Origin of the sequence: Pseudomonas sp. MWU13-2517, assembly GCF_023242545.1 — a bacterium.
Taxonomy (GTDB): Bacteria; Pseudomonadota; Gammaproteobacteria; order Pseudomonadales; family Pseudomonadaceae; genus Aquipseudomonas.
The window spans coordinates 19,777-32,940 of sequence record NZ_JALMFA010000015.1; the positions used below are offsets into that span (position 1 = coordinate 19,777).

At 61.2% G+C, this 13,164-nt stretch carries 13 protein-coding genes; 5 read left to right on the forward strand and 8 right to left on the reverse strand.

Annotated elements, in window-relative coordinates; genetic code table 11:
* Positions 1 to 3 precede the first annotated feature (3 nt).
* The 3 genes from M5B97_RS21035 to M5B97_RS21045 are packed head-to-tail and all read right to left on the reverse strand — an operon-like array spanning position 4 to position 2,632.
* Complete coding sequence (locus tag M5B97_RS21035; RefSeq protein WP_081086932.1) at positions 4 to 171, reverse strand: DUF2474 domain-containing protein; 168 nt, start codon at positions 169 to 171, stop codon at positions 4 to 6.
* 12 nt (positions 172 to 183) lie between these two features.
* On the reverse strand, positions 184 to 1,191 hold the full coding sequence (cydB, locus tag M5B97_RS21040) for a cytochrome d ubiquinol oxidase subunit II (RefSeq protein WP_123717467.1): 1,008 nt from the start codon (positions 1,189 to 1,191) through the stop codon (positions 184 to 186).
* A 1-nt stretch (position 1,192) separates the two neighbouring features.
* Complete coding sequence (locus tag M5B97_RS21045) at positions 1,193 to 2,632, reverse strand: cytochrome ubiquinol oxidase subunit I (protein WP_123717466.1); 1,440 nt, start codon at positions 2,630 to 2,632, stop codon at positions 1,193 to 1,195.
* Between the two features lie 316 nt (positions 2,633 to 2,948).
* Between M5B97_RS21045 and M5B97_RS21050 the strand changes: the two genes are divergently transcribed.
* Positions 2,949 to 4,187: an MFS transporter gene (locus M5B97_RS21050; RefSeq protein ID WP_123717465.1), complete on the forward strand. Its 1,239-nt coding sequence runs from the start codon at positions 2,949 to 2,951 to the stop codon at positions 4,185 to 4,187.
* Here the strand turns inward: M5B97_RS21050 and M5B97_RS21055 are convergent.
* From M5B97_RS21055 to M5B97_RS21070, 4 genes are all read right to left on the reverse strand, one after another.
* The gene (locus M5B97_RS21055) at positions 4,184 to 6,367 is read right to left on the reverse strand and encodes a xanthine dehydrogenase family protein molybdopterin-binding subunit (RefSeq protein WP_248732571.1); all 2,184 of its coding nucleotides are present in this window, start codon (positions 6,365 to 6,367) and stop codon (positions 4,184 to 4,186) included. The genes M5B97_RS21050 and M5B97_RS21055 overlap by 4 nt on opposite strands.
* Positions 6,364 to 7,353, reverse strand: a complete 990-nt coding sequence (locus M5B97_RS21060) for a xanthine dehydrogenase family protein subunit M (protein WP_123717463.1) — start codon at positions 7,351 to 7,353, stop codon at positions 6,364 to 6,366. Before M5B97_RS21060 ends, M5B97_RS21055 begins: the two co-directional genes overlap by 4 nt.
* Positions 7,350 to 7,859 (reverse strand): (2Fe-2S)-binding protein, encoded by a 510-nt coding sequence (locus tag M5B97_RS21065; protein WP_123717462.1) that lies wholly within the window; start codon positions 7,857 to 7,859, stop codon positions 7,350 to 7,352. Before M5B97_RS21065 ends, M5B97_RS21060 begins: the two co-directional genes overlap by 4 nt.
* 96 nt (positions 7,860 to 7,955) lie before the next feature.
* Entirely contained in the window at positions 7,956 to 8,402 is a 447-nt protein-coding gene (locus M5B97_RS21070; protein WP_123717461.1) for a DUF4879 domain-containing protein, read from the reverse strand.
* Positions 8,403 to 8,624: 222 nt separating this feature from the next.
* On the opposite strand from M5B97_RS21070, the gene M5B97_RS21075 reads away from it, so the two are divergent.
* The 4 genes from M5B97_RS21075 (at position 8,625) to M5B97_RS21090 (ending at position 12,459) form a co-directional block, all read left to right on the forward strand.
* Positions 8,625 to 9,920: an NCS2 family permease gene (locus tag M5B97_RS21075; RefSeq protein ID WP_248732572.1), complete on the forward strand. Its 1,296-nt coding sequence runs from the start codon at positions 8,625 to 8,627 to the stop codon at positions 9,918 to 9,920.
* Positions 9,917 to 10,996, forward strand: a complete 1,080-nt coding sequence (gene trmA / locus M5B97_RS21080; protein ID WP_248732573.1) for a tRNA (uridine(54)-C5)-methyltransferase TrmA — start codon at positions 9,917 to 9,919, stop codon at positions 10,994 to 10,996. Before M5B97_RS21075 ends, trmA begins: the two co-directional genes overlap by 4 nt.
* A 168-nt stretch (positions 10,997 to 11,164) precedes the next feature.
* On the forward strand, positions 11,165 to 11,614 hold the full coding sequence (aroQ, locus tag M5B97_RS21085) for a type II 3-dehydroquinate dehydratase (protein ID WP_123717459.1): 450 nt from the start codon (positions 11,165 to 11,167) through the stop codon (positions 11,612 to 11,614).
* Entirely contained in the window at positions 11,611 to 12,459 is an 849-nt protein-coding gene (locus tag M5B97_RS21090; RefSeq protein ID WP_248732574.1) for a shikimate dehydrogenase, read from the forward strand. The genes aroQ and M5B97_RS21090 overlap by 4 nt, the downstream gene beginning before the upstream one ends.
* Before the next feature lie 43 nt (positions 12,460 to 12,502).
* Here the strand turns inward: M5B97_RS21090 and M5B97_RS21095 are convergent, their stop codons facing one another.
* The gene (locus tag M5B97_RS21095) at positions 12,503 to 13,144 is read right to left on the reverse strand and encodes a TetR/AcrR family transcriptional regulator (protein ID WP_123717482.1); all 642 of its coding nucleotides are present in this window, start codon (positions 13,142 to 13,144) and stop codon (positions 12,503 to 12,505) included.
* Between the last annotated feature and the right edge of the window lie 20 nt (positions 13,145 to 13,164).

Genomic DNA, 13,164 nt, shown 5'->3' on the forward strand with positions numbered 1-13,164 from the left:
ATGTCAGTGCGTGGTCAAGCCGGCCGCATTCATGAACAAGCGCATCAGGCTGGCCACGATGAACAGGGCCAGCACACTGCCGGTCCAGATCATCGCCAACCAACCCAGGCGCCGCCACAATGGCTGCTTCTCGGCCTGTTCAATCTCGTGCAGCGTAGGTTTGCCGGACATGGTACGCGCCTCCTAGTGGTAGCCGTCTTCATGGGTGACCTTGCCGCGGAACACGTAGTAGCTCCAGAAGGTGTAGCCCAGGATGAACGGGATGATGAACAGCGTGCCCACCAGCATAAAGCCCTGGCTCTGCGGCGGCGCTGCGGCGTCCCAGATCGACACTGACGGCGGAATGATGTTCGGCCACAGGCTGATACCCAAACCGCTGTAGCCGAGGAATATCAGCACCAGCGTCAGCAGGAACGGTGTGTAGTGGGCATGACGCGCCACCGCGCGAATCAGCCCGTACATGGTTACCAACACCAGGATCGGCACCGGCAGGAACCAGAACAGGTTTGGCAGGGTGAACCAGCGCGAGGCGATTTCCGGATGCGACAGCGGCGTCCACAGGCTGACGATACCGATCACCGCCAACACCACGAAGGCCAACGGCCGCGCCAGGTTATGCATCTGCTCCTGTAACTTGCCTTCGGTCTTCATGATCAGCCAGGTGCAACCCAGCAGGGCATACGCGATCACCAGGGCCACGCCGCAGAACATCGTGAACGGCGTCAGCCAATCCAGCGAGCCGCCGGCGAACTGACGGTCGACCACCGGGATACCGTCAATGAACGCCCCCAGCGCCACGCCCTGGAAGAAGGTGGCGGCGATCGAGCCGCCGATAAACGCCTTGTCCCACAGGTGACGCTTGTGGTCCTTGGCCTTGAAGCGGAACTCGAAGGCCACGCCGCGGAAAATCAACCCGATCAGCATCAGGATCAGCGGCAGGTACAACGCCGACAGCACGACCGAATAGGCCAGCGGAAAGGCGCCGAACAATGCCGCACCGCCCAGTACCAGCCAGGTTTCGTTGCCGTCCCATACCGGAGCGACGGTGTTCATCATGACGTCGCGGTCAACTTTGCCCGGGATAAACGGGAAGAGGATGCCGATACCCAGGTCGAAGCCGTCCATCACCACGTACATCATGATGCCGAAGATGATGATCACGGCCCAGATCAGCGGAAGATCAATACCCATCTCAATTCCCCTTGTGCTGGATGTGGTCGTGGTCGTCATCACTGCCGTCATCGGCCGCCGACAACGGACGCGCGGGTGTACGTTTCTGGCCAGGGCCACCGTGGGTCGGTTCGGTACTTTCATGGGTGACCGGACCTTTGCGAACCAGGCGCATCATGTAACCCAGACCTGCGCCAAACAGGGCGAAGTACACCACCACGAACAACACCAGGGTGATCGTCATCTGCACCAGGCTGTGCCCGGAGGACGCGTCCGCCGTGCGCATCAGGCCGTAGACCACCCATGGCTGGCGGCCGATTTCGGTGGTGAACCAACCGGCTAGAATCGCGATCAGGCCGGATGGCCCCATCCACAACGCCAGGTACAGGAACGGTTTGGACGTATACATCTTGTCGCCACGGCGCAGCCAGAGACTGAACAGGCCGGTGAAGATCATCAGAAAGCCCAGGCCAACCATGACGCGGAACGACCAGAACACTATGGTCGAGTTGGGACGGTCTTCAGGCGGGAACTCCTTGAGCGCCGGCACCTGTTTGTCCAGCGAGTGAGTCAGGATCAGGCTGCCCAGGTACGGAATCTCCACCGCATACTTGGTTTTTTCGGCCTTCATGTCCGGCAAGCCGAACAGTATCAATGGGGTCGGTTCGTTGCCGATGTTTTCCCAGTGGCCTTCGATCGCGGCAATTTTTGCCGGTTGGTGCTTGAGGGTGTTGAGGCCATGGAAGTCGCCGATGACCGCCTGGATAGGCGCGACGATCAAGGCCATCCACATGGCCATCGACAACATGGTCCGGATCGCCGGGTTGTCCTTGCCGCGCAACAAGTGCCAGGCCGCCGAGGAGCCGACGAAGAACGCAGTGGCCACGAAGGCTGCCGTGGCCATGTGCGCCAGGCGATAAGGGAACGACGGGTTGAAGACCACAGCGAACCAATCGGTCGGGATCACCCGGCCATCGACGATCTCAAAGCCCTGGGGCGTCTGCATCCAGCTATTGGACGACAGGATCCAGAACGTGGAGATCAGCGTGCCGACGGCGACCATCACGGTGGCGAAGAAGTGCAGCTTGCGCCCCACTTTATTCCAACCGAACAGCATCACCCCGAGGAAACCGGCCTCGAGGAAAAACGCCGTGAGCACCTCGTATGTCAGCAGCGGCCCGGTAACGGCGCCGGCAAAGTCCGAGAAACGGCTCCAGTTGGTGCCGAACTGATAAGCCATGACCAACCCTGAGACCACGCCCATACCGAAGTTGACGGCGAAGATCTTCGACCAGAAGTGGTAGAGGTCACGGTAGGTGTCGTTGTGGGTCTTGAGCCACAAGCCTTCCAGCACCGCAAGGTAACTGGCCAGGCCGATGGTGATCGCCGGGAACAGGATGTGAAACGAGATGGTGAACGCGAATTGAATTCGGGCGAGATCTAGCGCCTCCAAACCGAACATAAGTCTTCCTCTGTCAGGTAATACCGGCTGCCGGCGGACGCCTGCACCCACTGCCCCCACGGATATTGAGTCTGGCGAATTCCAGTTCGTTTCTTTTTTTATCCACCACGCAGGGAATCTGGCCCTGAGGCCACCAGAACAATTCCGGAACCGGTTTTGATCTGGATCAAGCACTGCTGAAAGAGTAGTCCCATTTTCGGCATCGAACTGTGTGGTCTTTTGCCGCGTGACAGACTGCCTCAGCTCAGTTGTTGCAACCATCTGTTACAACTTAATGATAATCTCGGCCTCTCTCCGGCCCTGACTTGAACCCCCGATGCCAAGTGAACCCGCGTTGCTGTTGCGCCACCACCGCCCCTTCATCGCGTTCTGGCTGGCGCGGATCTTTACCGCCAGCGGCTTCCAGATGCTCACCGTGGCCATCGGCTGGAACCTCTACCAACTGACCGGCAATGTGCTGGACCTGGGCTTGGTCGGCCTGGTGGAATTCGTGCCACGCGTACTGTTCATGCTGCACACCGGGCACGTGGCCGACCGCTATGAGCGGCGCAAGGTGGCCGCCATCTGCCAGACCGTACAAGCGCTGATTGCCTTGAGCCTGGCCATCGGTGGGCTGACCGGCAACGTGACCCGCGAGATGATCTTCATCCTCGCCTTCCTGCTGGGCGCCGCGCGCTCCTTTGAAATGCCCACGACTCAAGCGCTGCTGCCGAGTATCGTGCCCACGGCACTGTTCCCACGGGCGGTAGCGTCTTCGCAGTCGGCCCAGCAACTGGCGACCATCGTCGCACCGGCACTTGGCGGTTTGCTGTATGCGTTCGGCAGTGTGTGGGTGTATGGCCCCACTGTGGCGTTGTACCTGATTGCCTGTGTACTGACCCTGAACCTGCCCGCCCGCCAGACGCCGCTCAACAAAGGCAAGGCCACCCTGGACTCGCTGCTGGCCGGCATCCGTTTCATTCGCAGCCGCCCGGACATCCTCGGCGCGATTTCCCTGGACCTGTTCGCTGTACTGCTGGGCGGCGCCACCGCGTTGCTGCCGGTGTTCGCCAAGGACATCCTGCTGACCGGTGCCTGGGGCCTGGGGCTGCTGCGCTCGGCACCGGCGGTGGGCGCGTTGCTGATGTCGTTGTGGCTGGCTCGGTTTGCCGTGGACCGGCAGGTGGGCCGTGTGATGTTCACCGCCGTGGGGGTGTTCGGCGTGGCAACTATCGCCTTCGGTCTGTCGACCTCGTTCTGGTTTTCGCTGGCGGTGCTGGTGGTGCTGGGTGCGGCGGACATGATCAGCATGGTGATCCGCGCCTCCTTCGTGCAGTTGGAGACCCCGGATGAAATGCGCGGCCGCGTCAGTGCGGTCAACGGCCTGTTCATTGGCGCATCCAATCAACTGGGAGAGTTCGAATCCGGGATCACTGCCCACTGGTTCGGCACCGTACCCGCCGTGGTCATGGGCGGGGTCGGTACCTTGCTGGTGACAGGCGTGTGGATCAAGCTGTTCCCGAGCCTGGCCAACCGCGACCGGATGCATGTTCCGGTCGAAGAGGCCAAGGTTTAAAGCACCTTATCCAGGGTGATCGGAAAGTCCCGGACCCGCTTGCCGGTGGCGTGGTAGACCGCATTCGCTACGGCTGCCGCCACCCCGACGATGCCGATTTCCCCGACGCCCTTGGAACCGAGCGCGTTGACGATCTCGTCGTGTTCTTCGACGAACAGCACATCAATATCCCCGATATCGGCATTAACCGGAATGTGGTACTCGGCCAGGCTGTGATTCATATAGCGGCCCAGTTGATGGTCGACCTGGGTTTCTTCATGCAGCGCCATGCCGATGCCCCACACCACCCCGCCGAGAATCTGGCTGCGGGCCATCTTTGGGTTGACCACTCGCCCGGCCGCAACGGCGCTGACCACCCGGCTGACATGGATAGTGCCAAGGTCTTCATCCACCCGGACTTCAACGAACACCGCTGAATGGGTGGCGGTGGCATAACCTTCGCGCTTTTTATCGGGCTCGCTGTCGACCTGCACGGCTAATGCCTCTTCGCCGCTGTCTTTGACCAATTGGGCCAGCGAAACACTGACATCACCCGTGTGCAGTTGGCCGTCCTCGAAACGTACCGTGTCGGCCCCTTCAAAGACCGGGTAAGTCTGCCGGGCGATTTTCAACAGCTTGGCATTCAACGCCTCGCACGCTTGCTGAACGGCGGTGCCCACGGAGGACACGGTAAACGAGCCCCCCTGCAGCGGCGCCGTGGGCAACGATGAATCGCCCAGCAGAAATGTCACGTCCTTGACCGCCACGCCACTCGCCTGTGCCGCGATCTGGGTCATCACGGTATAAGTACCTGTGCCGATATCCGTGGTGGCGCTGCTCACCGTCAGCTTGCCCTGCGCGTCGATCCGCGCCTTGGCGCTGGCCTTCATCTGCATGGCTTCCCACACGCCGCCCGCCATGCCCCAGCCGATCAACTGCTGCCCCTCACGCATGCTGCGCGGCTCCGGGTTGCGCAGGTGCCAGCCGAAACGTTCGGCGCCTTCGCGGTAGCACTCACGCAGGGCTTTACTCGACCAGGGTTTGTCTTCGTTCTGGTTGCGCTCCGCGTAATTGATCAGTCGCAATTGCACCGGGTCCATGCCCAACGCACACGCCAGTTCGTCCATGGCACACTCCAGGCCGATCACTCCCAGGGCGGCGCCGGGTGCCCGCATGTCCAGCGGAGTGAACACATCAAGCGGCACCAGCTTGTAGGTCAACTGCACGTTGTCGCAGTGGTAGAGCATGCCGCTCCATTCCACCACATGCTCACTGAAGTCTTCGAAGCGCGAGGTCTGGCCAATGGCGGTATGCCCAAGTGCGAGCAGCCGCCCGTCGGCGGCGGCGCCCATTTGCAGGCGCTGCAAGGTGCGCGGGCGGTAGCCGAAAGTGAACATCTGCTGACGCGTCAGGGTGACCCGCACCGAACGCTTGAGCGCCAGCGACGCCATCACCGCCAGCGGCAATTGATATTGCGGGCGCAAGCCGGAACCAAAAGCCCCGCCGACGAAAGCCGCAAAGATACGCACCTGGTTTTTATCCAGGCCAAACACCTTTTGCACATAGGCCTGGCAATTCTGCGGCCCTTGGGTTTTGTCATGGATATGCAGGGTGCCGTCCGGCTGGTACAGCACGGTGCTGGCATGCGGTTCCATAGGGTTGTGATGCTCGATGGGCGTGCTGTAATGCACGTCGAGGCTGACGGCGGCGGCGCTCCACTGCGCCTGAAAGTCGCCACGTGGCTTGGGCGGCGTTTGCGGCGAGGCGTGAGCATGCTCCTGCCTCACCAGCAAGTCGGTTTCGAAGGCTTCGCTTTCGTACTCGATGTGCACCAGCGAACCGGCATGCCGTGCCAGCTCCAGGTTATCGGCGATCACCAGGGCCAGTGGTTGGCCGCTGTAGAGCACGCGGTCGTTGTACAACGGGCGGAACGGCGAACCGTCCGCCGCATCGGCATCGGCAAACGCATCGTCGTAACTGGCGAGTTTCGGCCGGTTGAGGTGATCGAGCACCATCACCACGCCGGGCAATGCCAGCGCTTTGGAGGCGTCGATCTTGACCACTCGCCCCCTGGCGATGGTGCTGGACACCACGCTGCCGTGGAGCAGGTCCGGGTCCGCAAACTCACCGGCATAGCGCGCCTGGCCCGTGACCTTGAGCAGACCATCGACACGGTCGAGGGGTTTTCCGATAGCGGTCATGGGCGTTCTCCTGCGACAGCGGCATCGCTCAAGGCGCGGATAATCGCGCGACGCGCCAGCTTGATCTTGAAGCCGTTGTGTTCCAGCGGCTCGGCATCTTGCAACAGCGCATCAGCGGCGGCGCTGAAGGTTTCGCGGCTGACCTTGCGGCCGATCAACGCGGCTTCCACCGCGCGATCACGCCAGGGTTTGTGCGCCACGCCGCCGAGTGCCAGGCGGGCGTCGACTAGCGTGTCGCCCTCCAACTCCAATGCGGCGGCAACCGACACCAGGGCAAAGGCGTACGACGCACGGTCACGGATCTTCAAATAGTGGCTGTGGCTGGCCAGGCGGTCGGCCGGTAACTCAATGGCCGTGATCAGCTCATCATCGGCCAACAGGTTGTCGCGCTGCGGCGTATCGCCCGGCAAGCGATGGAAATCGGCAAACTCAATCACGCGGGAGCCGCCACGGCCCTCCACATGTACCCGGGCCTCGAGTGCCGCCAAGGCGACACACATGTCAGAGGGGTGGGTCGCCACACACTGATCACTGGCACCGAGAATGGCATGGATGCGGTTCAAGCCGGTTCGCGCCGGGCAGCCGCTGCCGGGTTCGCGTTTGTTGCAGGGCACGCCGGTGTCATAGAAGTAGTAGCAACGGGTACGCTGCAACAGATTACCGCCGGTACTGGCCATGTTGCGCAACTGCGGTGACGCCCCGGCGAGGATCGCCTGGGACAGCAAAGGGTAGCGGGCTTCGATCAACGGGTGCCAGGCCAGGTCAGCGTTGCTGACCAAAGCGCCGATCATCACGCCACCACTGGCCGTGGGTTCAACGCCATGCAGCGGCAGACCGGTGATATCAATCAAGTGTTCAGGGCGGCTGATGTTCTCTTTCATCAGGTCCAACAAATTGGTGCCCCCGGCAATAAAGCGCGAGGCGGCGCTGCTCAGATGAACCGCTTCATGTACATCGCTCGGCTTGCTGTACTGGAAAGGGTTCATTGAGGGTCTCCCAGCACGACCGCTTCAATCGCGTCGCGGATGTTGCTGTAGGCACCACAGCGGCACAGGTTGCCGCTCATCAATTCCTGGATTTGCGCGGTGTCGCGGGCGCGCCCTTCGTTGGCCAGGCCCACGGCAGAGCAAATCTGCCCGGGCGTGCAATAGCCACATTGAAACGCGTCATGCTTGATGAATGCCTGCTGCATCGGATGGAGCACATCACCGTCAGCCAAGCCCTCGATGGTGGTCAACTCGGCACCGTCACACATCACCGCCAGGGTCAGGCAGGCATTCACGCGTTTGCCGTCGCGCAGTACGGTGCAGGCGCCACACTGGCCGTGGTCGCAGCCCTTTTTGCTGCCGACCAGATCGAGCTGCTCACGCAGCAGGTCAAGCAAGGTGGTCCAGGGCAACACGTTCAATTCGCGCTGCCGGCCGTTCAGGGTCAGGCGTATCGGGTGACTGACGAACGGTTGAACCGCCGTATCATTGGGGGTTGCGCTCATAAACACCTCACGGGTTGAAGTCCAGCCGCGGCGTTCGGGAAAGTCGCCGTCTCTGGGGTACGACTACCGGTGGTTATGAGCGTTCAAGGGGATTGATCAGCGGATATTGAGCATCGTCTTCAAGGTATTTTGCGGGCCGTTGATCGACGTATTGCTGAACTCGAACCAACCCTGGGCTTCGACATTCAAGTCAAACACATAGATGTAGCCCATCAGCGTGCCCACGCCGTTGCAAGCCTCGCTGATATTGCCGACCTGGCACACCGGCGTGCGCTGCCCGTCCAATTCGGCGCCATTGAAACGGCCCATGGGGCTGTTACCCAGGCCGACTTCCATCACCGAGACCCTGGTAGGGCCACGGTGCTCGCAAAGCTGAGTACTCTGTGCGCCTTCCGGGATTTTCTCGCTGCAACGCGCCGACTCGACCTTGAACACCCGCACCTCGCTCAAGGGCGGTGCAGCTGCGCCCCACGCTGGTGCCGCACCCCACCACAGGCCGATACTGGCGATCAGAGCTAGACTCCACGCGTTGGCTTTTTTCATGCTGTTAACGACCCTGCCTTGAACGTCGGCGCAGTATGCCTCAAGGCCATGATCCACAGCCATGCATCGCAAAGCCAACCCCGTGCGCCACACGGCCTCGGCTGCTGGTATGATGCGCCGCTTTTTCCGATCCTCTCTGAAACCACAGGCGCTTGGCGCAGTTTGTGCTTTGACTTAGAGGTCAACAAATAACGACGCAAGATAGCGTCACAGGGAGCCGGCATGCTGGAAAAGCTGTTTCAACTCAAAGCACACAACACCAACGTGCGCACCGAGATTCTCGCGGGTATCACAACGTTCCTGGCCATGGCCTACATCCTGTTCGTGAACCCGAGCATCCTCGGCGAAACCGGCATGGACAAGGGCGCGGTGTTTGTCGCGACCTGCCTGGCGGCCGCCATCGGTTCGACCGTGATGGGCCTGATCGCCAACTACCCGATCGCCCTGGCACCGGGCATGGGCCTCAATGCCTTCTTTACCTACACCGTGGTCCTGCACATGGGCCACACCTGGCAGGTTGCCCTGGGTGCGGTATTCATTTCGGCGGTGCTGTTCTTCCTGCTGTCGATCTTCCGTATCCGTGAGTGGATCATCAACAGCATCCCGCTGCCGCTGCGCTCGGCGATTGCCGCCGGTATCGGCCTGTTCCTGGCCCTGATCGCCCTGCACAACGCCGGTATCGTGGTCAGCAACCCGGCCACCATGGTCGGCCTGGGCGACCTGAAACAACCGGCACCGATCCTCGCCACCCTCGGCTTCGCGCTGATCGTGGCGCTGGAAGCCCTCGCCGTGCGCGGCGCGGTGCTGATCGGCATCCTTGCGGTGACCATCGTCTCCATCGTCATGGGCTTCACCCCGTTCGGCGGCGTGACCTCGATGCCACCGTCCCTGGCCCCGACCTTCCTGCAGCTGGATATCAAAGGTGCGTTGGATATCGGCCTGGTCAGCGTGATCTTCGCGTTCCTGTTCGTCGACCTGTTCGATAACTCCGGCACCCTGATCGGCGTCGCCAAGCGCGCCGGCCTGATGGGCAAGGATGGCCACATGCCGAAAATGGGCCGTGCGCTGATCGCCGACAGCACCGCCGCCATGGCCGGCTCCCTGCTGGGCACCTCGACCACTACCAGCTTCATCGAGTCCGCCGCGGGTGTGAGCGCCGGTGGCCGTACTGGTTTGACCGCTATCGTGGTCGCGATTCTGTTCCTGCTGGCGCTGTTCTTCTCGCCACTGGCCGCCAGCGTACCGGCCTTCGCTACCGCACCGGCGCTGCTGTTCGTGGCGGTGTTGATGACGTCGGGCCTGGCGGAAATCGATTGGGATGACATTACCGTGGCAGCACCGGTGGTGATCACCGCCCTGGCGATGCCTTTCACTTACTCCATCGCCAACGGCATCGCCTTCGGTTTCATCGCCTGGACCGCCATCAAGCTGCTTTCGGGCCGCTACCGTGAGCTGAACCCGGCACTGGTGATCCTGTCGATCCTGTTCGTGATCAAGCTGGGCTGGTTCAACGCATGACTTTTGACGCCACACGCTACACCGCTCAACTGCAAGACAAGGTCACGCGCTTGCGTGACCTGCTGGCACCGTTCGACGCCCCCGAGCCGCAAGTCTTCGACTCGCCGTTGCAGAACTTCCGCCTGCGCGCGGAGTTCCGCCTATGGCGCGAAGGCGGTGAGCGCCACTACGCGATGTTCTCGCAGGATGACAAGCGCACACCGATCCTGATCGAAGCGTTCCCCATCGCCAGCACCCGCATCAACCAGTTGATGCCGCAGCTCAAAGCCGCCTGGCAAGCCAGTGCCGCCCTGAGCCACAAGCTGTTCCAAGTGGAGTTCCTCACCACATTGGCCGGCGATGCGATGATCACCCTGTGCTATCACCGCCCACTGGACGAGCATTGGCACACCGCCGCCAACCAGCTCGCAGCCGACTTGAACGTCAGCATCATCGGTCGTTCCAAGGGCAAGCGCGATGTGATCGGCCATGACTACGTGGTGGAAAAGCTCGAAGTCGGCGGCCGGACCTTCAGCTATCGCCAACCCGAAGGCGCGTTCACCCAGCCCAACGGTATGGTGAACCAGAAGATGCTCAACTGGGCCTATGAAGCCCTGGGTGATCGCCCGGATGATTTGCTGGAACTCTACTGCGGCAACGGCAACTTCACCCTGCCCCTGGCGACCCGCGTGCGTAACGTGCTGGCCACCGAGATCAGCAAAACGTCCGTGAATGCCGCCCTGAGCAACCTCGATGAAAACGCTGTGGACAACGTCACCCTGGTGCGCTTGTCCGCCGAAGAACTCACCGAGGCGCTGAATGAAGTGCGTCCGTTCCGTCGCCTGCATGGCATCGACCTGAAAAGCTACGAATTCGGCAGCGTTTTCGTCGATCCGCCTCGTGCCGGTATGGACCCGGACACCTGCGAACTGACCCGACGCTTCGACAACATCCTGTATATCTCCTGCAACCCGGAGACCTTGGCCGCGAACATCGCGCAACTGCATGACACGCACCGCATTACCCGCTGTGCGATGTTTGACCAGTTCCCGTGGACGCACCATATGGAATCCGGTGTGTTGTTGACCCGACGCTGATTCACCCGCCGCCCGCCTTCGGGCGGCGCGTTTGCTACAGCGATTGCCCTGGATTAACGGTTCGATAATCGAACACATGCCGATCAGGGCACGCTACCGTCGATTGACCAAATTAACCATTCAGTACATTTTACCTCCACAACGAACAATAATTGTGGAGATACCCCCATGCAGCCCCTCGTCCTGGTGCTCAACGGCCCCAACCTCAACCTGCTCGGCACCCGTGAGCCTGCCACCTACGGCCATGAAACCCTGGCCGATGTCGCCGCCCTGTGTGGCCGCAGCGCTGAACAACTGGGGTTGAAACTGGAGTTTCGCCAAACCAATCACGAAGGCGAATTGCTCGACTGGATCCACGGCGCCCGCGCCCGTTGTGCCGGAATCGTGATCAACCCCGCGGCCTGGACCCACACCTCGGTAGCGATTCGCGATGCGTTGGTGGCCAGTGAAGTACCGGTGATCGAAGTGCACTTGTCCAATGTGCATGCGCGTGAGGCGTTTCGGCATCATTCCTTTGTATCGCCCATCGCCACAGCCGTGCTGGCCGGCTTCGGCAGCCACGGCTATCACTTGGCCCTGAGCCATTTCAGCCAATTGCTCAAAGGAGCGAACCGATGAAACCGCGCATCCTCGCCGGCCTGATCGGCTCGGGCATCCAGGCCTCCCGCACCCCCGCGCTGCATGAGCAGGAAGGTGACGCTCAAGGCCTGCGCTACCTCTATCGCCTGATCGATCTGGCGCCGCTGCACCTGGACATCAACGCCCTGCCCGACCTGCTGCACGCCGCCGAATTGATGCACTTCACCGGGCTGAACATCACCTACCCGTGCAAGCAGGCGATCTTGCCTCTGCTTGATGAATTATCCGACGAGGCCCGAGGCATTGGTGCGGTCAATACCGTGGTCTTCAAGGAAGGCAAACGCATCGGCCACAACACTGATTGCCTGGGGTTTGCCGAAGGGTTTCGGCGCAATTTGAATGATGTCGCCCGCCAACGCGTCGTCCAGATGGGCGCTGGCGGTGCGGGTGCGGCCGTGGCCCACGCGCTGTTGGCGGAAGGCGTGCAGCACTTGAGCATTTTTGACGTGGATATCAACCGCGCCCGCGACCTTGTGGATAACCTCGCGCAGCGTTTCGGCGGCGGTCGTGCTCAGGTCGGCAGCCACCTGGAAAGCGCCATGGCCGAGGCCGATGGGCTGGTGAACACCACGCCGATGGGCATGGCAAAACTGCCGGGTACGCCGGTGCCGCCCGCTCTGTTGCGGGCTGAATTATGGGTCGCGGAAATTGTGTACTTCCCACTGGAAACCGAACTGCTGCACGACGCCCGCGCCTTGGGTTGCCGCACACTGGATGGCGGCAACATGGCGGTGTTTCAGGCGGTGAAGGCGTTTGAGTTGTTCAGTGGCAAGGCGCCGGATGCAGACCGCATGTTGGCGCACTTCCAGAGCATGAATAGCTAGAATCCAAATGTGGACTGCATTTCAGCGTGAGCGTCTTGGGCACTCACGCCTGCAGATAACGCATCACCGAATCACAAATCATCTCGCGGTGTCGCTGCTTAATAGCCTCGTCCGACAGCTCGATCTGAAAAATCTCACTGAACGTGTGGCGGTTGGACACCCGGTAAAAGCTGAATGAGTTGATCAGCAGGTGCACGTCCAATGGGTCCAGCCCCTCACGGAACAACCCCATCTCGGCACCACGTCGCAAGGTGACGCCCAGCGCTTCGAGGATATTGCTGTTCATTGCCTTGATCGACTCCGAACGCTTCACGTATTCGGCGTTGTGGATATTCTCGATGCTGACGATACGTACGAAATCCACGTTCTGGTCGTGGTGATCAAACGTGAACTCCACCAGCCGCCGGATCGCCTCACGGGGCTCCAGCGCAGTGAGGTTCATGCGGGTTTCGGTGTTACGGATGTCGCCGTAGAGCTTCTCCAACACCTCGACGTACAACTGTTCCTTACTGCCGAAGTAGTAATAGATCATCCGTTTGGAGGTGTGGATACGCTCGGCGATCGCATCCACGCGAGCGCCTGACAGGCCCTGTTGAACAAACTCGACGATGGCTTCCTGAAGGATGTTTTCGCGGGTCTTTTCCGGATTGTTCTTACGACTCTTGCGCGGTGCTTCGGAGGTCATGGTGCGCTCACGGCCAGTGT